Source organism: Candidatus Brocadia sp. (assembly GCA_021646415.1).
Classification (GTDB): domain Bacteria; phylum Planctomycetota; class Brocadiia; order Brocadiales; family Brocadiaceae; genus Brocadia.
Genome location: SOEU01000036.1, coordinates 1 through 22,661 on the forward strand (window position 1 = coordinate 1; position 22,661 = coordinate 22,661).

At 41.0% G+C, this 22,661-nt stretch carries 24 protein-coding genes; 9 read left to right on the top strand and 15 right to left on the bottom strand.

Annotated elements, in window-relative coordinates; all coding sequences use genetic code 11:
• Positions 1-58: 58 nt before the first annotated feature.
• On the top strand, positions 59-595 hold the full coding sequence (locus E3K36_16795; GenBank protein MCF6156849.1) for an NCS2 family permease: 537 nt from the start codon (positions 59-61) through the stop codon (positions 593-595).
• Positions 596-850: 255 nt separating this feature from the next.
• On the top strand, positions 851-1,798 hold the full coding sequence (locus E3K36_16800; protein ID MCF6156850.1) for a calcium/sodium antiporter: 948 nt from the start codon (positions 851-853) through the stop codon (positions 1,796-1,798).
• On the opposite strand, the gene waaF is transcribed toward E3K36_16800, so the two are convergent.
• Complete coding sequence (gene waaF / locus E3K36_16805) at positions 1,754-2,860, bottom strand: lipopolysaccharide heptosyltransferase II (GenBank protein ID MCF6156851.1); 1,107 nt, start codon at positions 2,858-2,860, stop codon at positions 1,754-1,756. The genes E3K36_16800 and waaF overlap by 45 nt on opposite strands.
• Positions 2,861-3,150: 290 nt before the next feature.
• Between waaF and E3K36_16810 the strand changes: the two genes are divergently transcribed.
• The 3 genes from E3K36_16810 to E3K36_16820 are packed head-to-tail and all read left to right on the top strand — an operon-like array spanning position 3,151 to position 7,592.
• The gene (locus tag E3K36_16810; protein ID MCF6156852.1) at positions 3,151-5,265 is read left to right on the top strand and encodes a hypothetical protein; all 2,115 of its coding nucleotides are present in this window, start codon (positions 3,151-3,153) and stop codon (positions 5,263-5,265) included.
• Positions 5,240-6,661: a sigma-54-dependent Fis family transcriptional regulator gene (locus E3K36_16815; protein MCF6156853.1), complete on the top strand. Its 1,422-nt coding sequence runs from the start codon at positions 5,240-5,242 to the stop codon at positions 6,659-6,661. Before E3K36_16810 ends, E3K36_16815 begins: the two co-directional genes overlap by 26 nt.
• Before the next feature lies 1 nt (position 6,662).
• The gene (locus E3K36_16820) at positions 6,663-7,592 is read left to right on the top strand and encodes a hypothetical protein (protein MCF6156854.1); all 930 of its coding nucleotides are present in this window, start codon (positions 6,663-6,665) and stop codon (positions 7,590-7,592) included.
• Positions 7,593-7,595: 3 nt separating this feature from the next.
• On the opposite strand, the gene E3K36_16825 is transcribed toward E3K36_16820, so the two are convergent.
• From E3K36_16825 to acsA, 7 genes are all read right to left on the bottom strand, one after another.
• Positions 7,596-8,189, bottom strand: a complete 594-nt coding sequence (locus E3K36_16825; protein MCF6156855.1) for a hypothetical protein — start codon at positions 8,187-8,189, stop codon at positions 7,596-7,598.
• Between the two features lie 187 nt (positions 8,190-8,376).
• Positions 8,377-8,856, bottom strand: coding sequence for a hypothetical protein (locus tag E3K36_16830; protein ID MCF6156856.1), 480 nt, complete (start codon positions 8,854-8,856; stop codon positions 8,377-8,379).
• 388 nt (positions 8,857-9,244) lie between these two features.
• Complete coding sequence (locus E3K36_16835) at positions 9,245-9,706, bottom strand: universal stress protein (protein MCF6156857.1); 462 nt, start codon at positions 9,704-9,706, stop codon at positions 9,245-9,247.
• Between the two features lie 95 nt (positions 9,707-9,801).
• Positions 9,802-10,146, bottom strand: a complete 345-nt coding sequence (locus tag E3K36_16840) for a hypothetical protein (GenBank protein ID MCF6156858.1) — start codon at positions 10,144-10,146, stop codon at positions 9,802-9,804.
• A gap of 262 nt (positions 10,147-10,408) precedes the next feature.
• A complete protein-coding gene (locus tag E3K36_16845) occupies positions 10,409-10,885 on the bottom strand; it encodes a hypothetical protein (GenBank protein MCF6156859.1) in 477 nt (158 codons plus the stop codon).
• Positions 10,886-11,001: 116 nt separating this feature from the next.
• Positions 11,002-11,649 (bottom strand): hypothetical protein, encoded by a 648-nt coding sequence (locus E3K36_16850; protein ID MCF6156860.1) that lies wholly within the window; start codon positions 11,647-11,649, stop codon positions 11,002-11,004.
• A gap of 95 nt (positions 11,650-11,744) precedes the next feature.
• Positions 11,745-13,484 carry an acetate--CoA ligase gene (gene acsA, locus E3K36_16855; protein ID MCF6156861.1) on the bottom strand — a complete coding sequence of 580 codons (1,740 nt, stop codon included), beginning with the start codon at positions 13,482-13,484 and terminating at the stop codon, positions 11,745-11,747.
• Positions 13,485-13,744: 260 nt separating this feature from the next.
• On the opposite strand from acsA, the gene E3K36_16860 reads away from it, so the two are divergent.
• Together E3K36_16860 and E3K36_16865 are read left to right on the top strand one after the other, a co-directional pair.
• Positions 13,745-13,828 (top strand): hypothetical protein, encoded by an 84-nt coding sequence (locus E3K36_16860; protein ID MCF6156862.1) that lies wholly within the window; start codon positions 13,745-13,747, stop codon positions 13,826-13,828.
• Between the two features lie 194 nt (positions 13,829-14,022).
• Positions 14,023-15,090, top strand: a complete 1,068-nt coding sequence (locus E3K36_16865; GenBank protein ID MCF6156863.1) for a 2-hydroxyacyl-CoA dehydratase — start codon at positions 14,023-14,025, stop codon at positions 15,088-15,090.
• 175 nt (positions 15,091-15,265) lie between these two features.
• On the opposite strand, the gene E3K36_16870 is transcribed toward E3K36_16865, so the two are convergent.
• From E3K36_16870 to E3K36_16880, 3 genes are all read right to left on the bottom strand, one after another.
• On the bottom strand, positions 15,266-15,451 hold the full coding sequence (locus E3K36_16870; protein ID MCF6156864.1) for a hypothetical protein: 186 nt from the start codon (positions 15,449-15,451) through the stop codon (positions 15,266-15,268).
• Entirely contained in the window at positions 15,448-15,918 is a 471-nt protein-coding gene (locus tag E3K36_16875; protein MCF6156865.1) for a PIN domain-containing protein, read from the bottom strand. The genes E3K36_16870 and E3K36_16875 overlap by 4 nt, the downstream gene beginning before the upstream one ends.
• 141 nt (positions 15,919-16,059) lie before the next feature.
• Positions 16,060-16,416 (bottom strand): hypothetical protein, encoded by a 357-nt coding sequence (locus E3K36_16880; protein MCF6156866.1) that lies wholly within the window; start codon positions 16,414-16,416, stop codon positions 16,060-16,062.
• A 426-nt stretch (positions 16,417-16,842) separates the two neighbouring features.
• On the opposite strand from E3K36_16880, the gene E3K36_16885 reads away from it, so the two are divergent.
• Positions 16,843-17,937, top strand: a complete 1,095-nt coding sequence (locus E3K36_16885) for a WD40 repeat domain-containing protein (protein ID MCF6156867.1) — start codon at positions 16,843-16,845, stop codon at positions 17,935-17,937.
• An 18-nt stretch (positions 17,938-17,955) separates the two neighbouring features.
• Here the strand turns inward: E3K36_16885 and E3K36_16890 are convergent, their stop codons facing one another.
• Positions 17,956-18,411, bottom strand: a complete 456-nt coding sequence (locus E3K36_16890; protein MCF6156868.1) for a hypothetical protein — start codon at positions 18,409-18,411, stop codon at positions 17,956-17,958.
• Positions 18,412-18,571: 160 nt separating this feature from the next.
• On the opposite strand from E3K36_16890, the gene E3K36_16895 reads away from it, so the two are divergent.
• Entirely contained in the window at positions 18,572-19,966 is a 1,395-nt protein-coding gene (locus E3K36_16895) for an MBL fold metallo-hydrolase (protein MCF6156869.1), read from the top strand.
• Positions 19,967-20,001: 35 nt separating this feature from the next.
• Here the strand turns inward: E3K36_16895 and E3K36_16900 are convergent, their stop codons facing one another.
• The 3 genes from E3K36_16900 to E3K36_16910 form a co-directional block, all read right to left on the bottom strand.
• Positions 20,002-20,202, bottom strand: coding sequence for a hypothetical protein (locus E3K36_16900; GenBank protein MCF6156870.1), 201 nt, complete (start codon positions 20,200-20,202; stop codon positions 20,002-20,004).
• 1 nt (position 20,203) lies between these two features.
• Entirely contained in the window at positions 20,204-21,745 is a 1,542-nt protein-coding gene (locus tag E3K36_16905) for a radical SAM protein (protein MCF6156871.1), read from the bottom strand.
• Positions 21,746-21,930: 185 nt separating this feature from the next.
• Positions 21,931-22,518, bottom strand: a complete 588-nt coding sequence (locus E3K36_16910; protein ID MCF6156872.1) for a hypothetical protein — start codon at positions 22,516-22,518, stop codon at positions 21,931-21,933.
• Positions 22,519-22,661 lie beyond the last annotated feature (143 nt).

Sequence of the window (22,661 nt, forward strand, 5' to 3'; positions counted from 1 at the left end):
GTGATATCGATAGTCACTTATCATATTATTTCAGCTTGAAACAACTCGCTTTTGAAAAATAGTGCCTGCTAGGGTTTCTTTTTCAAACTTTTTTGTCAAAGAACAGTTTCATTTGGCACAGTCTGTTGGTACAGTTGCAGGTGCGCTTTTAGGGACTTCCACCATTACCAGTTATATCGAAAGTTCTGCCGGGATTCAGGCCGGCGGCAGAACGGGTTTATCCAATATCATTACGGCCTGTCTGCTCCTTTTATCCTTATTTTTTTATCCCCTGATAAAAATGATCGGGGGCGGTTATCAAACTTCCAATGGAACCCATCTCTATCCCATTATTGCGCCAGCCCTGATAATAGTAGGAAGTATGATGATCTTTAATGTGCGGAAAATAAAATGGGAGGATCCTACCGAGTCGCTGCCCTCCTTTTTAACCCTTTCTATCATGCCTTTTTCCCTAAGTATTACAGAAGGTTTGTCCTTTGGGTTCATTTCCTATTCCCTGTTGAAGCTCGTTACCGGCAAGGCCCGTGAGTTACATTGGGCATTTCATCTAGTCTCTGTGGCGTTTATTATCAGATACATTTTTTTAAAAATGTAATTGCCTGAAGATGTCCGTGTTGGACGCTCTGTTTTTAAAGAATAAACAACAAAATACAAACAAGATAATCCTTCCCAATTAGTGATTGACAAAAATTGTTCTGAAGCTAATATAGTTCGATATTTAATATACAAGCGTTGTTTAAGAATGAATGTTTTGTTCGTGTAGTTTAAAAATTGGCTCTGAAGGAGAAACTATTTTTTACCAGATTTGTTTGTCCTCTATCTCAAAATTTTTATATGGTGAAGGAATATCATGTTATTACAAATCGTATTGTTTTTTGCAGGGCTCGGGGGGCTCTATTTCGGGGCTGAATGGCTCGTCAGGGGGGCATCAAGATTCGCCCGTTCCTTCAATATCAAACCCGTGGTTATAGGACTCACAATAGTAGCTTTCGGCACTTCAACTCCGGAACTTGTCACCAGTGTAGTGGCCGGTATGAAGCATTTAAGCGATATTGCCATGGGGAATATTATCGGAAGCAACATTGCCAATATAGGCCTTATATTGGGGCTATCGGCTCTCATTCGACCCCTCAATATCGACATGAAACTCATCTCTCGTGAGATGCCAATAATGGTTGGCATCTCCGGACTTTTGTACTTTATGGGATGGGATGGCACTCTCAGCCGTCTGGAAGGCGGTATACTTCTTGGTGGTATTTTGGCTTATACCAGTTATGTGTATCGTGTGGCCCTGAAAGAATCCAACTCTATTGAGCAGGAATATGAGGAGTTTATTGAAACAGCATATGATAATACCATCAAAAAGGATATATTCTTAATCGTAATTGGACTCGCAGCGCTCATAGCCGGGGCACACTTCCTGGTTCATTCAGCAATATATATTGCAAGGGTCGTAGGGATCAGTGAGCTTGTTATCGGACTTACAGTTATTGCGGTGGGAACATCTCTCCCCGAACTGGCGACTTCAATGATCGCCGCTATCCGGAAGGAATCAGATATCAGTGTAGGTAATGTGCTGGGCAGCAATATCTTTAACATCCTTGCAGTTCTTGGCGTTGCCTCCATGATTCAACCTTTGCAGGTTAATGCCGCTTCCCTGATCGTTGATATGCCTGTTATGCTCCTGTTCAGCATATTCCTGATTCCTCTGATTACGTGGAAATTTGTGCTTACCCGCGGACAGGGATTACTTTTATTGATCGGGTACGGTATCTATGTACTGTGGCTCTTTAAGTAATTCCAGGCTCGCCCTGGCGACCCTTTCAGGTCTTATCTGCGTCATACACCGGTGATCTTTCGGACATACTTTCAAGTGACAGGCAAGACAATCTACTTCTGCCCGGATCACCTGTCCTATCTCTGCCGGGGTGCCGGTATAACGTGGGTCATTCGGTCCCATTAATGTAACAACGGGCCTTTTAAAGGCAACAGCAATATGCCTTGGACCTGAGTCAACGGTAATTAATAAAGCACATTTTTTTATCAGTGCCTTAAGAACATCCAGGGATACGACCTGATTTGCTAAATTTATCAGTTTGATGTTAGCCGCACGCTCAATATCCAGGGCCAACTTTGTTTCGTTGGGAGCACAGACTATGGCTATATTACAATCAAATTGTTCACTAATAAGTTCTGCCGTCCTGGCAAAACCTTCTGCCGTCCAGCATTTTGAAGAGCCATATGCCGCCCCCGGGTTTAACAGGATAAGTGGACGGCCATTGTTCAGATGGTAGTTTTCAAAGATTTCGGCTACGCGTCGCAGGCTTTCCCCGGTAATAAATAATTCCAGTTCTTTTGTTTGTATTTCACAGCCAACCGCCGTACACAAACGCAGATAATAGTCCCCCATATACGTCGGGAGGAAACGCCCTTTTTCAGACAACCGATTTACCCTATCGGTAAGCAGCCATGAACGGGCATCCCTTCTATACCCTATGCGCCGTTTCACGCCGCCCAGCCAAAACATGAGCGCAGAGCTAAAGGAATTGGGAAACAGAAACCCAAGATCATATCTTCTAGACCGGATTTGCTTTATTAAGGAAACGCATTGAGGCCTTTTCGGGTATTTACCGCTGCCCCCTGTACGTTCTAAATGGGAATTTGGATCTAAAATAAGTACTTCGTCAAACCATGGGGCACCTTCGATAAGTTTCCAGACGTAAGATTTGAGGGCTATGGTAATTTCTGCTTGGGGAAAGTTTTCCCGAATACAGCGGAAAGCCGGCGTGGCCATGACGACATCGCCCACCCAATTGGGTGAACGGATAATAATTTTGCCTATATTTACTGGTTTTTTCAATTAGGTTCCGTGGCGGAAAAGATGAATAATAAAGCAAGTTCCTGGCAGGTGCAGGAACGCCAGTTGAATTCTACTGGAACACTTCATAAATTGTCAAGATACGTGTTATTACTGAAGGGTCACCTTTCAGCTTTTTCTATTGACAGTGGCTTTTTTCATCAATATCATAAAACAGCAGGGTTGGATCGCTTCGCTGAGTTTACACTGAGCGATACGAGTGTACCCGCATTGACATTTGCCTGTATACTTCTTTAAGACATTTACTATAGTAACAAATTGCTGACCAGATTATGCCGCTTTACGAAATTATATCACTTATAGGTTTTATCCTTGGTACCATCCTGCATATAGTCCTTTCTATTCTTATTGTTCAGAGAAAGCACAAAACGAGGAGCGAACTCATTTTTCTCTTTCTCGTTTTCAGTGTGGCTCTGTGGCACTTTGGAAATACCATTTCCCTCTTCAGTTTTATCCTGTTTGGCAGGAACATCCAGTCCGTAGACCTTATTGCTGATGCAATTTCTTATGGAGGGATTGGTTTCATGCCCAGCCTGTTGCTGCACACTGCGGTTTTGTTTCTTTTTGAAAGCAAACCTCACATGAATAAACTTTTGCAGCAATTCATTACTTTTGCCATTTACCTCCCGGTTATTCCCTTTTCGGTGGTCATAAAAAATTTCATTCTGTCAGAAGACACCCATTTGATAATAACTGCAGCGCCTTACGTTAAGCCTTTTGTGGTGTGGCTGATAATCTCTTTGTTTATTGCGGCAAATATTTCCCGATGGCTTGCAAAAACGGTGGAAGAAAAAGAAGAGAGAAAATTTCATCTGGCTATTTACTGGGTAGTGATTTCTATTGCTGCCTTTATTGGGTTTACCGTGCTCCTGGAGGGAAATAAGATTGCCTATGTTGGAGACTATCTTGTATTGGTTTCCATGCTCTCATCAATCTTCCCGAGTATCATTTTTTCTTATTACGTCTACCGATATAATTACATGGAATTTGTGCTCAGGCGTAGCGTCTTTTATTCGTTCCTTACCCTTATCCTGATTTGTCTCTATTATTTTGGGATCAAAAAATTGACAAAATCCCTGGAACATCATTACTTTGTGAATTCCAAGATACTGGAGTCTGTCTTTGTTATAAGTCTGGTGTTCTGGTTTCCAACGCTCAAGGAAAGGATACAGAAGCTTTTCAGAAAACTGATATTCTATCGCACCGGGGACAGTGAATATCTATTAAATGAATTGAGCCACGTTATTAGCACTGACCCCCTCGTTAACTTCACGAAACTACTCCAATATGTAGTCGACTCAATTAAAAAGGCCACAGCGATCAAATCTGCCAGCCTCTTTCTTTTTAAAAATGAACGGGTTCAAATTATTGGTGATAAAAAAAATGAACCCATAACCCAGTTACATATACAGCATATAGTACAATTCTTTGCTAATGGGGAATTTATTGTACTAAACCGATATGAGGTAAAGGACGTTTCCGTCATAAACGAAATGAGACTGTTGGATGCTGTTTTTATCTTTCCGATATTTGTAAATCGTAAACTTACAGGTATTTTAACCCTTGGACGTGCAAGAAGAGGCTTGCCGATTGCTTCTGACAATCTCGACCAACTGATGATCATTGCCAATGAAATTGGATCTGCGGTGGAAAAATCAAAGATTATCGAGGAAAAGCTTGCTCTGGAAAGGAAGATGTATGAAAATGAAAAACTGTCCAGCCTTGGGCGTCTCTCTACAAGCGTAGCGCATGAAGTCAAAAACCCACTGAGTTCAATCAAGGCCATTGTTCAGGTTATGCGGGAAGATATGAGGGAAAACGATCCTCTCCAGGAAGATCTCGGCATTATTGTTGATGAAATAAACCGGCTGACAAAGGTTGTTAATCAACTACTCAAATTTGCGAAGCCAAGTTGTGAAATAAAAACCAATGTCAAGATTGGCAATGTCATTAACTCTACGTTGGTTGTGCTCAACCACGAGGCAAAACAAAATAAGATTACAACCTTCTGTCAGGTTCCCAATGGCCTTCCGGAAATTGTTGCCGATGAAGGGGCATTAAAGGAGGTGTTTTTTAATTTACTCCATAATGCTGTTCAGGCGATGCCATCCGGTGGGGAGATACATATTCATGCCCATTATCAGCCTGACAGACATATAATTCAGGTAACGATTGCCGATACCGGCCCTGGTATACCACAAGAGTCCTTCCAAAAAATATTCGAGCCTTTTTATACTACGAAACAAACAGGAACAGGATTAGGTCTCTCCATCGTAAAGAAGAAACTGGAAGATATGGAAGCAACCATCCATGCCGAGAGTAACGGGAATGGTGCGTCATTTGTGATTAACTTTCCTTTAAATGAACCTATATTCATGCAGACCTAAGGCGATGCTTAAACCGTCAGTATTAATTGTAGATGATGAAAAAGCGGCGCGTTACGGAATGAAGAAGATCCTCCAGAAAGATAACTACATGGTATATGAAGCAAAAGATGGTACTGATGCGCTACAAATTATAAAGACTATGCATCCTGCATTGGTATTTTTAGATATCAACATGCCACAACTTGATGGTATGAAGACACTGGAAATGATCACCGATATGAAGAATCCACCTCTTGTGGTTATTGTTACTGCTTATGGTTCTGAAAAGATCGCCGTTGCAGCCATGAAAAAGGGTGCTTGCGATTATATTGCAAAACCTTATGAAATCGATGAACTCCGGATTATCGCTAAAAATGCTTTCGAACGACTTGCCTTGCAGGAAGAAAACGCCAGGCTTCGGTTAGAAATTGGACGATTGGAAGGTATGGGAGAACTCATCGGTCAAAGCGAGGACATGAAAAATGTCTTTGACAGAATTGAAAAAGTCGTTACGACTGATGTTACGGTGCTGATCCAGGGTGAAAGCGGTAGCGGCAAAGAGCTTGTGGCAAGGGAAATTCATAAACGCAGCAAACGCAGGAACGAACCTCTTATTATTATGAATTGTGCAGCAGTGCCGGAGACGTTGATTGAAAGTGAACTCTTTGGACATGAAAAAGGGGCATTTACAGGTGCTGCAGAAAGGCGATTGGGTAAATTCGAGTTGGCCAATAAGGGAACAATATTTCTTGACGAAATCGGAGACATGAGCGTCAGTACACAGTCAAAACTCTTGCGTGTGCTACAGGAACAAAAGTTTGAGCGTTTAGGTGGTACCGAAACGCTCGCGGTGGATGTACGAATCATCAGTGCTACCCATCGTGACCTTGAAGAAGAAATTGAGGAAGGTAGGTTTCGTGAAGACCTGTACTACAGGATAAATGTGGTAAATATAAAACTCCCTCCTTTAAGAAACAGGAGGGAAGATATTCCTCTGCTAGTAAATAGATTTATTCAATATTTTTCCGAAAAACATCAAAAAAGTATTGTATCAATCTCCAATGAAGCGACTAAGTTTTTGGTATCCTATAATTGGCCAGGAAACGTTCGTCAGCTGAAGAACGTTATTGAGAGCGCCGTGGTACTTTCCGACAATGAAATTCTTGATATCACAGATCTGCCGGAAGAAATAAGACATCCGGAAAATAATGCGGTAACGTTAAAAAACATTGATTATAGTCTTTCATTCCGGGACGCGAAGAAGATACTGATAGAAAATTTTGAACGTGATTTTATAAAAAAGAAACTGGAGGAGTTTTCGGGAAATATCAGCCGTACTGCCGAGGCGCTTGATATGCATCGTCAAAACCTCCAGCAAAAGATACGCGAACTCCGCATAAATAAAGAAAGGAATTAACATGCGTAAGCTCATTGTATCTCTGGTATATTTGGTTTTCACGTTGTTTCAACCAGACACTTTTTCTGCAGAAAAGGTGCAATCCAGTGATATTGTTGCCACAGTAAACGGTAAAAACATAACGCAAGAGATGTTAGATATCCGGCTCAAAAAGTTTACGAACACAGACCCAGAAACACTGAACGCTATTAAGCAGGAAATCATTGATCAACTGATTACTGATATATTGATGGAAGAATTCATTGATAAGCAGGGTTTGATTGTTACCCCTGAAGAGATTGAAAGAGAGGTCGTTCAGATAAGAAACAACATCGCTGGCAGTCAGAAGAATGCCCTCCAATCATTGGAACAAATCCTCGTATCCATCGGCTCTGATATAAATGAATTCAAAAAAAGTGTAAAACATTCTATTGCCCTCGAAAAATATTTTCGAAACAAGTTTGATGATAAGATACTGAAGAACTATTTTGAAGAAAACAAGAGTATCTTTGACGGCGGTTCTGTTAAGGTTAGCCATATCCTCATCGATACGAGGAATATGAAAACGCAGGAAGAAATTTCGCATGCGCTGGAGCAGATCAAAAATATCAAAAGAGAGATTGACCGGGGAGCCGCTTTTGGTGAAATTGCAAAAAAGTATTCCAACTGTCCATCAGCTCAAAATGGAGGGAATTTAGGATTCATTCAAAAAAAAGGTAACTTTGCAAAGTCATTTTTAGACACTGCATTTTCATTAAGGATAGGTCAAGTAAGCGAACCAGTTCAGACCGAATATGGATATCACCTTATAAAAGTCACTGAAAAGAAGGAAGGTATGAATATTCAGTTTGAAGACGTCAGGGAAAAGGTACGTTTGGAAGTTCTGGACGCAGAAATAATCAATCTGCTCAATCGTCTTCGAAAAGAGGCCAAAATAGTGATTAACCAGTAATCTTTATTGCTTTTCTTTGTAAATATAATCAGATATCTCTTTCGCGGTAGTAATTTTTTGTGCAAGTTCGTAGGTAAGCTTTTGGATAGCATCGTCAACAGCAGGACCAAATTTGGGTCCTGAGGTAATCCACCACTCTTGTTCAACCTTAGAAGTAACAACGTCTAAACTTTTTCCTTCCACCGTAACCACTGATTCCCATATTTTATTTAATTTCGGGTCTAAAAATGATGCAATGACCGAAAGATTGTGTCGCCCTATAGCCCTCCATACGGAAGGTTCTACATAAATTTCGATATCCGAATTCTTTAAGCTAACAGTTAAAATCCCACCCAATGCCTCTTTGCTCTGTATATTATCTATTACTATTACCTGATTAAACACAATTTTTGACATTTCCTCGATCTTCGAAGAAAGAGGTTCTCCGATGGGGAAAACAAAATTTGGAAAGGCATACGAAGGTGTACCTGCCTCGTATTGTTTCAGCGACGCTTCTTGTACGTAATTACGTAAATTGGGTTCGATGTAGAGACCAACGGTAACGGGCAATGGAGCTATTTGGAAAACCCGTTTATCTAGTTTTGGGGAAAGTCTCACCGGCGGTCTTTCCCCGCTTAAGCACCCTACAAAAAGGAAACAGGAAAGGAAAATGAGCCAAAATTTGTATAGTACAGGTTTCAAAAAATGCATCGAATGACCTGAAAAATTTAGTTTATTTAAACAAACAGTTCCCTTTTATACCAAATCAATATTATTAATTAATATACTAAGCATGAGGCCTTTGTCAATATTCTTTTTTTCTCTTCCACTTCGTTAGAACATCGCCGCTTTCCCTACCGACGAGCACAACCCCTTTCACTTTTTTTTGTTTATTGTAAATAGGATACGTCTTCAACAGGATGGGGGTACCGGTCTTTGGGTTTAAAATCTCGCTGGTCATTGTTGATCCAGTCTTCAATGTTTGCCATGTTGGGCAATTTTTACAGGCCAATGCAAATTTATGCTTGGTAAAAAAACATTTTTTCCCAACAGGGTATCCTGTAAAATAGTATTTGGCTGCTTTGTTTATTTTGATTAAGTTAAACTCCACATCGAATACAAGTATGGGATCTGTTATTGCGTCAAAAATGCGGTCACTTCCTACCCATTTTTTATCATACCTTCTTTCACGATTTGTATGACCTTTACCGACATTTGTGCGCATTTGCGATGGGGTATTCATGTGTGACGAACCGGATTTTGGATGTTGTTTTCTTGAAAACAAACTTTACGCCCTCTTCCTAAAGCAATTTTACCTTGTTCTTATGTTATTATTTAATTACCCGACCAAACGACTCAGAAGAGAACTATAGGGCGAGGCTTTAGTTTTGCGTTTATTGCTGGAAAGCAAACCTAAAGGTTTACCCTACATCATATTGGCAAAAATATTTTTCTGAAGATCTGCACCACAACAAGGAGCAATTAATATGCCGTAAAATCTATTAGAGTCCACATCCTGTAATTAATGTGTGCACAAGTATTGAAAAAAGTACTATATAAGTAAATAATATGTTGGATAATAGTTTTTTTCTACAGAGTGGTGGTATTACAAAACGGCAGATTTTTGGTGGTTATCAGCCAATACTGATGGTAGGTAATCGGGGTGAACTTCTCTATGGCATTGAAAATATCTGCTTTGGAAGCCTTATGCTTAATACCGGACACGGTGCCTTTTGTATGACCCTTTCTGCAACACTCCCAATCAATATGTGTTCCAGCCCGGTCCTGCCATGTGTGCCCATAACGATTAAATCTATCCGCTTCTCTTTGGCAGTCTTTATTATCTCCACAAATGGAATACCCTTTTCCACGATGGACTCAGCGTGGATATTTGCCCGTATGTCGTCAGATATCAAATGAAAAAGTTTCAACCTGAGGCGACCTATCTGTTCACCGTCCAACAATAAGTCAATTTGTTTCATTATATCTCCAAAATCGCTTATGCGGGTTTCTATGATATGTAGTAAATATAATGAAGCGTGCTCTTTGAGTGATAGGTCCTTCGCATAGCTTAATGCATATAAAGAACATTCCGAAAAGTCAATCGGGCAAAGTATTTTCTTTAATTTAATCATTTCATGAATAAAAAAGGCAGTTGTTAATTGTTTCCCTTAACAACTGCCTTTGAGATATAAAATTGGTTCAAAATTACTTCAGCGTTACTTTATAATTAGTGATGCCCACTTGGATGAAGTGCTGCAGCGCCCAGATCCAGTGAGATAAAACGAATGTCTCTTTCCTCAAGATTAACACTTGTATGAGCACTTGCACCACCATGTTCGTGGACTGAAATTTCGTACATGCCCGGTTTCAGCTCGAATACACAGGTGCCATTCTTACCAGTTGTACACGTGTTATCACCCACCTTAATTTCTGCTCCCTCAATTGGTGTCCCAATGGCAATTGCGGTAACCCATAATTTTGCAGGTTTTACCTGATACGCGTGAGCACTTGTCATCCCAATTCCTGCGATCATTGCTACACCCACAAACCCTGCAAGTATCTTCTTAAACATAACCCCCAATCTCCTTTCTTGTATTGATTTGATATTAAAGTCTTATATAAATACCGTAATGCATATTCTCAGTTAAGTAATGTTCCCCTTTATGTTCCACCCCCTTTCACCACACTAATTTATTATTCTGTAGCTAATAAATACCGAATCATTATACATGTTAAAATTTCTTCGTCAAGATATATATTTGTAAGGTTTTGTTCCCAGCCCAATCCCTGTCTGCATTGGTCTCTCAACTGGCAAGTCAACCAAAACAGAAGGGCTATTTTTCTTTCACGTGACGTGTTTTCACAATAAGTTCCCCTTCGTTATCCTTAAATCCTTTACCATATAAGCCAAGGATATCATCGTTCATGGTGAGATAGAAAAATTCACCGTCTTCACCCGGGAGGATGTGGATGGTTCCAGATGTACCCATCGGAAACATCCTGCCACAATCGCCAATTCTGCCAATAAGCATACCAATAGGTTGGCCTGGATATATGTACCCTTTCAGTGCTGCGACGGGAATGCCATCTGCACTATGCCCATCTGGAAATAACTGTGGATTAAAACTCCACAAATCATTTTCCTCTACTCTCCAATTCAAAGTTGTATTTTCCTGTACCACGATATCCGTCATTTCCCATGTTACGTTTGCATGGACTATTACGGTTTCAGCCCTTATCACAGAAAATGCTGTTAATATGGCACTTGTGGTGAATAAGGCACCAATAAGCGTCTTCCATTTTAATTGCATATTAAAGATCCACAACCGCAGAGTTCACAGAAATAAAACAAAATATAAATGCAAGGGGGAGCGGTTTTTCTTCTGAATTCGTACCTCTGTATTCTCCTGGTTACTTCCTGCGGTTTTCATTTTAATTCCTTGATTACAAACATCCCCTTCGGTGGATTCATCAAGACCGCCTTAACCCGTTCATGCCAAAGTTCTCCAAATTCTTTTATCTCTGCGTCAGTTCCCTTGCCCGTTACTGCTAATGGCATCAGATCACCCATTTTGGGATTTGCAGGAAGCATATAATTGCTGTAAGAAATTTCGATTTTTTTGTTATTGTCCATCCTTTCAAACACCACCGTGCACACCGCATCTTCATCTGCACTCTCAGTTTCATCAAAAGACAGCAGATTTTGCCTGTTATATCGACCGCCACCTAACCCCTTAAAGCCGCTTTCACCTGCGGCGCCTGTAATCAAGGTAACAACCTGTGATATCGGCCCATTTACCTTATGATCAACACCACCCTTAAATGTTACCCTGATTTGTCCTCGTACCGGAGTTTCATTACCGTATAAACTTTTCAGTGCCAGTTGGGTTAATTTATACGCGCCAGAAACCGCAGGACATGAGTGTCCGGCAAATTTTACCGCATCTGTATAAGTAAAAATGAAACCCTCATTTTTATCCATAGCGCCCAGCGCAATGGCAAGCGGGTCTTTGATTTTGATCGGTTCTACAGCATCAAAAAAGGATTTATTGAATTTTGTTTGTTCCATTGATATTTATTTCTCCTCATAGAAAAATTTGTTTTTTGGTTACAATATACTACCATGACAAGGGTACAAACTGCTGTTCGTTTGGCATACAGTAACTCGGGCTAATCTTCGAGTGTAGAAATATCGCCTGTGGGCAATCCCAGGTCTCTTGCCTTCAGGAGGCGGCGCATAATCTTACCACTGCGGGTTTTTGGCAAATTGGCACAAAATTCGATTTCTCTTGGGTACGCATGCGCTGCCAGACGATGTTTTATAAATATTTTTATTTCCTCTTCTAATTCCTCTGAATTCCGAAAACCTTCTCGCAACACCACAAATGCCTTGATAATTTCTCCCCTTTCAGCATCTGGTTTGCCAATCACACCGGCTTCTGCTACGGCCCTATGTTCAAGAAGGGCGCTTTCTACCTCAAATGGACCTACTCTATGGCCCGAAGTATTGATTACATCATCGGCTCTTCCTACAAACCAGAAATAACCATCCTCGTCCTTAAAGGCCGTATCACCAGTGGTGTACCAGCCACCAATAGTGAAATATTCTTTAAACCGTTTCTCATCGCCCCACACCGCCCTGAGCATCGAAGGCCAGCCTGGCTTTAACGCCAAAAGACCATGCTGTCCCACAGGTAATTCATTGCCTTTGCCATCAATAATGGCTGCTTTGATGCCTGGGAATGGTTTACCCATAGAACCCGGTTTTATCGGTAAACACGGATAATTCGCAATCATAATGGAGCCCGTTTCCGTTTGCCACCAGGTATCGTGAATTGGTAAACCGTAAACTTTTAGGCCCCACCGAATTACCTCCGGATTAAGAGGTTCTCCAACACTGCAGATATACCTCAAACTGCTCAAATCATAGTTTTTTACAAGATCATCACCGGCCTTCATCAACATCCGCAGTGCCGTCGGAGCTGTATACCATACGGTAATTTCATACGATTGAATAATCTCATACCACTTCGCGGCATCAAAACGACCGTCAAAGACATAAGAAGAGATGCCGTTCAGCCACGGCCCCCACAACCCATATACTGTTCCGGTTACCCAACCGGGGTCTGCCGTACACCAGTAAACATCGTCGTCCCTCAAGTCCAGTACCCATTTGGTGGTAATATAATGCGAAATCATGTCATTATGAACATGGGTTATCCCTTTGGATTTCCCTGTTGTTCCAGACGTATACAGGATATAAAAAGGATCTTCCAATCCCATCCATTCCATTTCAAACTTATCAGAGGCATCTTTTATCAACGTGGTATAACATACATCTCTCTCTTCTAACTCATATTCTTCCTTGTTATTGACTAATACGATATGCTCCAACCTTGGTAATTCCCAAAGTACCGTATCGACCCGCTCTTTCAGTTCAGGTGTGGTGATCAATACTTTGGCCTCGCTATTCTGTAAACGGTCACGAACGGCATCAGGACCAAATGCAGAAAACATTGGTCCGGCAACAGCGCCAAGTTTCGCAATAGCTATCAGACTGACATAGAGTTCCGGTAAACGAGGCAGGAATATGAAGACCCGGTCACCTTTTTTTACACCGATCGAGCGAAGCATATTTGCACACTTATCAGAGAGGTTTTTTAACTCCAGGAATGTATACTTCAAGTAAGTGCCATCGGGTCCCTCCCAGTATAACGCCACCTTGTTTTTTCGCCAGGTCTCGGCATGTTTGTCAATGGCCTCATAGGCAATGTTTACCTTATCTGCAGGGGTATTCGTTAATGATAATTCTTTCTTAACGGTTTCCCACGAAAATTCTCTATAGGTCTTTTCATAATCCACAAGACCAGCAATTACAGGTTTTTTGCTAATTATTTCTCCGTTTTTCATAGATCATTCCCTCAGGCTGCAGGAATTTTGGTTAAAGAGATCATAATCTTATATCACTTATGTTTATAAGTCAATGAGAAAGGTTTTGAAAACGGCTTAAGCTGGTTAAGAGTCAGTTGTCTGAATTAACAACCAGTATAACTCTCCTTGAGTTTGAGAGTAAATGATGTTAAAATAAATATTTTGACCACAATATAAAGAAACAATACTCGTATGTTAAAAAAGGGTGCTAAGGAAATAAGGGATCATTTTACCCGTATCTGCAAAGGGTAAAGCAGAGTGAAGAAATTGTGGTTACGGAAAGAGGTAAACCGGTGGCTCTGCTCGCCCAATACCTGAAGTAACCGGTTTTCAAGAAAAATGAGAATTGGCTGCCAGGAAGGGTCTTATCCGACTTCCCCAAAAGGAAGGGAAGATATCTATTCATAAAAAGATCAAGCTACTCGGAAAGTCTCTTACAGAGATCGTTTTGGAGGATAAGGAATTGTTTGAGGTAATTGGAGTAAGTATATAAAAATTTGAATTTGTAATTTTTATCATGAATCTAAAATTTAACGATCATTTACTTCCAACACTTCCCATCATGGAAGACCTCCCGTTGGATAAGATTGTTGGGATTACATCAACCATTCCCATTGAAATCGTCTTTGCCGCCGGATATATACCCATAGATCTGAATAATATTTTTATCTGCGACAAGTATGCTTACAGAATGGTTGAAGACGCCGAATCCTCTGGCCTTCCAAGAAATACCTGTGCCTGGATTAAGGGTATCTATTCAGCTGTCAGAAAATACCACATAAAAAAAGTCGTTAGTGTAATCCAGGGGGATTGTAGTAATAACCAGGCACTCATGGAGACATTCCAGTCAGAAGGCATTGAAACCATCCCTTTTGCCTATCCACACAGTAAAACAGACAAGAGATTTTTATATAATCAGTTGATAATGCTTGCTGATACTCTGGAAGTAGAGTATTCAAAGGCAGAAGAGATGAAAGAACGTCTGGATACCATCCGGACAAAGGTACATGAAATTGACAGGTTCACCTGGATGGAAAATACGGTAACAGGAGAGGAAAATCACATCTGGACAGTATCCACTAGTGATCTCATGGGAGATTATAACGTTTTTGAGGAACGTGCCATAAAATTTTTAGAATTAGTACGAAAGCGCGAACCTGTTCAGCATGACCTTCGGATTGGTGTTATTGGTATACCTCCTATATGTGAAGACCTCTATCCATTTCTTTCTTCCATTGGAGCCCACGTTGTGTTCAACGAGATTCAAAGACAGTTCAGCATGCCATATCCCACAAAAACTCTGGTTGAACAGTACAGTCGATATACCTATCCCTATGATATTTTTTCACGTTTGGAAGATATTCAACAAGCAATACCACAACGTGGTATTAAAGGGCTCATCCACTACGTTCAAAGTTTCTGTCACCGGCATATCCACGATAGCATCATTAGAAAACACGTCCAATTGCCAATCCTCACCCTGGACTGTGACCGCCCAGGGCCATTGGACGGTGCCATGAAGACACGCATCGAGGCATTTGTTGAGATGTTAAAGTACCACGAATCGGAAACACTGGTTGGGTGAAGGAGGGGTTGAAATAGACATGGAAATTATCCTTACAACAAGCACACTGATGCGCACCATGGAGCGTATCAGCAAGCCAATTGATGAATTTTGCAACCCTCTGTTCACTGCGTTGCCGGAAAAGCGTCCCGCGGTGAGCATTCATGTGCAGCGATTGATTTGCTGCCACTAACAATTATACTGAAACATGTTTTACTTCTTTGTGCTTAACTCTTTTTAAGTTTAAATTTCGTTCAAATAAAAACCTGTCAGATTCCTCACGAAGTTTCTTTATTCTCTGTTCGGGAGTTAACCCTTTTTCTTCATCAGAAATTTTTTCGATAATCTCGTGAATCTCATCTAATCCTTTCAGTCTTTTCATGGTTCAACGACCTCCTCGGGTGAACAAATTTCTATCTCGTGATAGCCAAGCAATTTATTTACTCCGCCAACCATAATTCTTGTCTTGAGTTTTACAATATGTTCAAAATTCCAACTGACAATTACATCTATTCCATTTATTACAGTTACAGCAATATGCAGTGCATCACTTCTATACTTTTCAGGAATAATTCCTTCCTTAATATAGCGCTCAGCTAATTCTTCTGTTTCCAAATCTATATCGAGTAACAACGGATTAGTTTTGCGGACTAAATCTTCCAACTGAGACTTTCGCGGTTCGGGTGCCCTGCTAATCTCTCTGATTACTTCTTCTGAAATGTATATGCCTTCGGCTATTGAAGGTAGATTGTTGAAAAACTTTGCCGTAATATCCTTCCTTTCTGCATCGCCTTCTGCAAATACAAAATTAAATATCGTTGTGTCAAGATAACATGCAATTTTTTTCATTTTTATCGTTTAACATGTTACGTATATTTGCTAGCTTATTAATATGCTATCCCCCGCCCCAATTAGAAGCTAACAACAAAACATAGCCACGCGGTTAAACCGCGTCGATTGACGTTAATTGTTATTGTTAGCCGTTATTTTTTAAGCAATGCCAGATGCACTATATTCACTAGGCGGACGCTTTTTAGGGGGATTTATTGGAAATTCATTTCCACACCCTGTGCATCGAAAATTTCCTGTTGTGTTCCTCATGTCTTGTAGAATGTGTAACACCCGTTTGGCAATTTCTTTCTTAAGATTTTCGTTATCAGACTGTAAGCTAAAAAGCTCTTCTCTTAATTGAAATAAGGCATCTTGCGCTTCTCCTACACGTTTCATTGCCTCATTTATCTTTGACGTATACTCGTTCTGGATTTTCATTTTTAAGAGACCAACAAAGACTTCCTTGACCATCTTTAGACCATTAGATGCACTCGCTATTGTTGCTATATCTACCATGTGACATTTCCTTAGTTGTTGACTGCTAATACTAAACCCAGCGGAACGGATTACCACATCTAACGGATTGATCTGTTAGATGTGGCTCCTTTTACTTGATACCTTAGTATCACAACGTTCCGTTTACTGTGTTTATCAATGTTTTTAATTATACCATGCTAATAATATATTGCCAATTATTGATTCATTTTTATCTATCGATGTAATTTCTGTTTATAAACTGGCTGGTTTTTATTAGAATATTGAACCTGCCTTACACTATACTTTTGGACTCAGGCATTGAAAAATCTATGGTAAGAGGTTTTTAATTTACCCCTTCGGCAATTTTCAGAAAGTTAGCGTAGAGCGAAGTGTCACTTCGCTCTCCATGAAATTCTTTGTATAATAAGGCATTTCATTTCCATTAATTATTCATAAGGAGGCGTGATGAAGCGTACAAAAGAGAATCGGTATTACATAAGACCTCTGTTTTTTATGCATGTTTGGGTATTATTGTCCTGTCTTATTTTGTTCATTAGCAGAGGAACTGTCTCTGCCGAAGAAAAAGCAACGTTACAAAATACAGCACAGAACGGGGAAAAATCTATAGACAGACCCTGGAGCTGTCACGAGAATGCCGTAAACAGTCTTGCCTTCAGTCCTGATGCCAGGACGTTGATATCTGGTAATGATAACGGTATTGTGATATGGGATTTGACGAGTATGAAACCTGTTGGTAAACTTCTTCCTGGTCACAGTGGGGTGGTATGGAGTGTTGCATTTAGTCCCGATGGGAAAATGATGGTATCAGGCGGTGCAGATGGAACTGTTATCCTGTGGGATATGGCGGGTATGAAGTCCAGGGGTGAACCTATGATAGCACATGAAGGGTGGGTAGAATGTGTCTCATTCAGCCCCGACGGTAAAACATTTGCCTCATGTGGTGCGGATGGGCTCATCCTATTATGGGATGTGGCAAATATGAAAGCAATCGGTGAGCCTTGCATGGGTCACACTGAACCGGTGGAGTGCATAGCCTTCAGCCCAAATGGTAAGATATTGGCTTCATGCGGAGTGGATGGAAATGTTATTCTGTGGGACATTGCGGACATGAAACAAATTGGAGAACCGCTTACAGGCCATACGATGTGGGTGGAGAGCGTTGCCTTTAGTCCGGATGGTACGTTACTGGCATCAGGCAGTGATGACGGTACGATTATTTTGTGGGACGTGGCGGGGAGGAAGCCCATTGATAAACCCCTGACAGGCCATAAAGGAGCAGTGGAAAGTGTTGTATTCAGTCCGGATGGTAAGGTGCTGGCCTCATGCAGTATGGACAAGTCCGTTATCTTGTGGAATATAGCAGACAGAAGGCCTATTGGTGAAGCTTTAACTGGCCATACTGAGCCGGTGGAGAGCGTTTCCTTCAGTCCGGATGGCACGTTAGTAGCCTCGGGCAGTGAGGATGGAACCATTATTCTCTGGGATGTGGCAAGCCAGAAACCAATCGGTATACCCCTGACTATTGGCAAAGAAGATTAAAGGCAAAGTTAATCAGGCTTATTCCTTAGCAAGCATCGATAGAATGGCCTTTTTGCAATCCATGAGGTTGGAAAGAGTCAGACCAAAGATGCGCTGTCCAAAATTTGGAATCCATGCCCTTATAGATAATCGGCAATGTCGTTTTCCATCTTCTGGTGCATGGGAAGGGTAAATTGCCACGTCGTATCCCGAGGCTTCTCGACAGATATCTTCATGTTCACGTTGCCAGGCCTGTTCATCAATCTCCAAATCTAGCCCAAACCGGATGAAATGCTCACCCAGTGGCGCCTCGCAATACAACCTGTCCTCTTCTGGATTATCCTTAAACTTTATAAGAAATACCCCGTTCCAGTTTCCATCAAAGGGAAAGTCCTCTGATTCCAGTTTAAAATCATGCCTGGCACATGCAAAATCCAAAATCTGATTTCTCATTGTCTCTAAATCCAACCTATCTGGTCTTCTTTTTTCCTTCATACAGTTTCCATCCTTTCTCTCATAATTTTGTAAACTTCCCTTTATTTCTACAAAAAGTACGTGTTTTTGTCCATAGAGTAGTTATAATATTTTGAATTTTGTGTATTGAGTAAAATTTCATAGACTGATCATTGCATAAATTGGGAGTAGGCAGAAGCATATGAAAATTCAATTTGTTGGTGCTGCCAGGACTGTTACAGGGTCCTGTTGTCATATCCGGACGAAAGATGCCAATATCCTTGTGGATTGTGGCGCCTTCCAGGGTACCAGGGAGAATGAAAAAAGGAATGTTTCACCCTTTCCATTCAAAGCGTCAGAGGTTCAGTATCTCTTATTAACCCATGCTCATCTGGACCACTCAGGCCTCATTCCAAAACTTGTCAAAGACGGCTTTCAAGGTAAGGTCTTTACCACAAAGGCAACGGTGGATTTATGCGGTGTTTTGTTGCTCGATTCTGCACACATACAGGAGCGTGATGCGGAGTGGGAAAATAAGAGGAGAATCAGGGCAGGAAAATCCCTGATTAAGCCCGCCTATACCATCCAGGAAGCTGTCGATAGTATTGCCTATTTCCAGGGAGTTAACTACAACGAAACAATAGACCTTGGTAACGGGATTAAGGTAAGATTTCGTGATGCGGGCCACATCCTGGGTTCTGCCATAGTTGAGTTATGGGTAAAGGAAGATACCGGGGAAAAGAGGCTCATTTTTTCCGGCGATCTTGGTCAGAAGAATTTACCCTTAGTCAAAGACTTTACCCCCATTGAAGAAGGGGATTTTGTCTTTATAGAATCTACGTATGGAAACCGAATGCATAAAGGTGTGAATGAAACCATTGATGAATTCGCCAGGGCTGTAACAGAATCCTTAAAAAGGGGGGGCAATGTGATCATTCCTTCCTTTGCTGTAGGCCGTACACAGGATATTCTTTATATTTTGAATCAATTGGCCAGAGAAGGAAAATTAAATTCACTCAGAGTCTTCGTAGATAGCCCTTTGGCATTGCAGGCTACACGCATTACCGTTAAACATCCTGAGTGTTTGGATAAAGAGACCTTAGCGCTTATAAAAGAAGAGAATTTTTTTAAAAATAATTTTGTTGTGAAGTTTACAGAGTCAGCGGAAGATTCTATGGAAATCAACAAGATTAAGGGTGGGGCTGTCATCATATCTGCAAGCGGGATGTGCGAGGCCGGTCGCATTCGTCATCATCTGAAGCATAACCTGTGGCGTCCGGAATGCAGCATCATTTTTGTTGGATTTCAAGCACAAGGCACGCTCGGCCGCATGATCGTAGACGGGGCTAAAAAGGTAAGGATCTTTGGGGAAGAGATTGCCGTGAAGGCCGGGATTTATACCATCGGTGGTCTTTCAGCTCATGCCGATCGGGATGAACTCCTTGACTGGCTCAGTAAATTCAAAAGGAAGCCACAGCGTGTCTTTGTAATGCACGGTGAAGAGGATACTGCTCTTGGCTTTGCCGAAACTATTCGAAACCAATTAAACCTTGATACGTATGTGCCCAGCAGTTTGGAAGAGATACAGATAATATAAATGCAAAGATAAAAAATCAAAATGTAAAGATAATTTCAAATTTTTAATCTCTGGTCTTTGGTTTTATAGGGTGCTTCGTAGTCTATAAATGAAGTGGTTGGAGTAGGGTGCGTTTTACGCACCAAATCAATCTTTACGGGATTCCAACGGATGTAGTCTACATGCCTTTTGTTTTTGCCCTGAGATATTCTGGCATCGGCCCTTACGTTCATAATGGATTGGTGCGTGGGACGCACCCTACTCTTGCCTGTGCATTACAGTCTTGATTTCATGGATCAGTTTCTGACTCATTTCTCTGATTTTATCAGGGCTATAAGGAATTGTGTTTGTTTCAAAATGAGAAAGGACTCGGTCAAAAAGGGAGATCAACGCATTGTTTAATACATCCAATGAAACTGATTTAATACCCGCATTAGATGTATCAATTTCACAAGTAAAGGTATTTGGGAGTTGTAATAAGGTAGTTCTGCAGACATGAGTGACGATCTCTGATAAAGCCTCGACTTTTGGATCTTTTATTTTATAAAATGCTTCATAATTTGTAAATGTGGTGATAGTACCAGTTGTGTCGTTTATCATAGATTGATAATCTGGCGTTCCTTCAAAGAGGGTTTGCCGGTGATGTAACAGGTGGGCGGTTACTGCGGGGGTGGTCATAATGTCCATTTCTTTCAGGAATTCAAAATTATTTCGTACACTTTCCAGCGTTGAATTTGGTTCAAACACGATAAAACCGAAGGTGGGTTCAATCCCATACTCTCGCAACAATTGAATAGCCTTTTTGTTTTCTTCAACGGTAGTATGTTTTTTGAATCGCTTCAATGATGCAGGGTCTCCACTCTCCAAACCCAGAAATACATTGGTAAGACCGGCCATAACGAGTCTTGAAAGGGTATATTCTTCAATGTCGTTTGCACGGCATTCAAAACCAAAACAGATATCCAGATTATTTGTAAGGATAAGTTCTGCCAGGGTAATGGCCCGTTCCTTTCCGGCTTTTCCAGGGCCAAAGTAATTGGCATCCGAAAAGTAAAAATTCGTTATGGCGTGTTCTGTGTATAATTTGAAGATCTCGTCAAATATATTTTTTGCGCTCCTGCCCCGCCATTGGTTCGTCTGTCCATAAAAGGGATTTAAGTAACAAAAGGTGCAATGTCCGTAACATCCGCGACTTCCCTGTATGTATGTGACAATCCCCTTTTTCTGATAAAGGTTCATATCCTGCCGGGCAGGGTAAGGAAGTTGATCCAAATTTTGGACGGGAGGGCGCGGATAAAAAACAACCTTTCCATTCCTATCCCTGAAGGCCAGTCCCGGGATATTCACTTCAACTGAAATATTCTTTTTCGATAAGATGTGCCTCGCAAGATCAAGGATCGTAAATTCTGGTTCGCCAACAGTCACAGAGTCAATAAATGGAAAATCCGTAAGGATTTTTTTATAGGCAAAGGTGGGATAATATCCATAGAGGTTGATATGTGCGGCTAAGCCGTTCGATTTTAGGGTTGAGAGCATGTCAAATATCACCTGAGTTTCTTCCCATAGATATACCGTGTGGACACACAAAAGTGAGGGGTTCTTTTTTGAAAGGTATGCGATAGTCTGCTCTATTGACCAATCGCAGAGGTGGGTATTCATAACCTCTGCCTCAATTTTGTGATCTTGCAATACCGAGGCGATATAACCCGTAAATAAGCAGGCTGAGAGGGGAGCATTGACTACGTCTTCGAACCGTTTTGGGTTTTGGGGACGTGGGGGTTCTAGTAATACGATCGGCAAGGCAACAAATCCTTTTAAAATTTACAATGGTTACTGCAATAAATTTAATGAGTACCAATTCACTATAATAATTCAACGGGTTGTTTTAAAGAAAAATATTGTGATGATTTAAGAACAACTCAAGGAGGATGCTAGCGACTGCCTTAACCAGCGCGGGCGAACAGCAATTCAGAAATCAAACCAGTCTAATCCGCATCTGGTTGAAGGCATGTTCGGCAGTTGGTTTCAAGCGAATACCCCAAGGCAACAATTAGCTTCATCATTTCACGAATATCTTTGCTCATAGAACGGTAAAATTGGATTCCATTAGTACCTTGATACTTCAATACGAAATGCTGATATTCGTTTGAAAGATTGAGATCAAAAGGATATCTCAGCGATTCGTAGAATCGGTCAACACTTAGCTTATTGTGCGTGAGGAAATCCAGCAGGAGCGATGGCATTTGAGTTTTATCAAGATACTTTGAAAAAAATTTGTTCAGTTTTGTCTGATTCTTGTAGTTTTTTATAAACTTGTGATAAAGCTGAGTAAGTCCATGATTAAGTTTAGCACTTTTACCTTCTGAAGCTATAACGAAGCCTTTTAGAATAAGTTCGAGACCGTGATAAAAATTAAAGAGCAAAGGAATTACCATGTTCACATCGTTCCATTTTGTTTTTCTCTCCAGTTTCCTCCACGTTATAGTATGGTCCGAGACTAAAAATAACCGGTTACCATTTCTAGCAATTCGGTCGCATACCGCCTGTGATATATTCCAATATTTTTCGCCCATGGTACAAAAACTTAGTACCTAAATCCTGCAAACAAGGCGAAGCCTTGTTGCAGGATTAGGCCAGAAATGGTAGAATCTCCAAGGGATTTCAAGGTGTTTTGAGAATAAAAACACCTAAAAGGAGGTTCACCTTTTCAATGAAG

Coding starts and splice junctions, on each gene's coding strand:
- E3K36_16800 (MCF6156850.1), top strand. CDS start 851: ATGTTATTACAAATCGTATTGTTTTTTGCAGGGCTCGGGGGGCTCTAT.
- E3K36_16810 (MCF6156852.1), top strand. CDS start 3,151: ATGCCGCTTTACGAAATTATATCACTTATAGGTTTTATCCTTGGTACC.
- E3K36_16815 (MCF6156853.1), top strand. CDS start 5,240: ATGAACCTATATTCATGCAGACCTAAGGCGATGCTTAAACCGTCAGTA.
- E3K36_16820 (MCF6156854.1), top strand. CDS start 6,663: ATGCGTAAGCTCATTGTATCTCTGGTATATTTGGTTTTCACGTTGTTT.
- E3K36_16835 (MCF6156857.1), bottom strand. CDS start 9,706: ATGATTAAATTAAAGAAAATACTTTGCCCGATTGACTTTTCGGAATGT.
- E3K36_16840 (MCF6156858.1), bottom strand. CDS start 10,146: ATGTTTAAGAAGATACTTGCAGGGTTTGTGGGTGTAGCAATGATCGCA.
- E3K36_16845 (MCF6156859.1), bottom strand. CDS start 10,885: ATGCAATTAAAATGGAAGACGCTTATTGGTGCCTTATTCACCACAAGT.
- acsA (MCF6156861.1), bottom strand. CDS start 13,484: ATGAAAAACGGAGAAATAATTAGCAAAAAACCTGTAATTGCTGGTCTT.
- E3K36_16865 (MCF6156863.1), top strand. CDS start 14,023: ATGAATCTAAAATTTAACGATCATTTACTTCCAACACTTCCCATCATG.
- E3K36_16870 (MCF6156864.1), bottom strand. CDS start 15,451: ATGAAAAGACTGAAAGGATTAGATGAGATTCACGAGATTATCGAAAAA.
- E3K36_16875 (MCF6156865.1), bottom strand. CDS start 15,918: ATGAAAAAAATTGCATGTTATCTTGACACAACGATATTTAATTTTGTA.
- E3K36_16880 (MCF6156866.1), bottom strand. CDS start 16,416: ATGGTAGATATAGCAACAATAGCGAGTGCATCTAATGGTCTAAAGATG.
- E3K36_16885 (MCF6156867.1), top strand. CDS start 16,843: ATGAAGCGTACAAAAGAGAATCGGTATTACATAAGACCTCTGTTTTTT.
- E3K36_16890 (MCF6156868.1), bottom strand. CDS start 18,411: ATGAAGGAAAAAAGAAGACCAGATAGGTTGGATTTAGAGACAATGAGA.
- E3K36_16895 (MCF6156869.1), top strand. CDS start 18,572: ATGAAAATTCAATTTGTTGGTGCTGCCAGGACTGTTACAGGGTCCTGT.
- E3K36_16910 (MCF6156872.1), bottom strand. CDS start 22,518: ATGGGCGAAAAATATTGGAATATATCACAGGCGGTATGCGACCGAATT.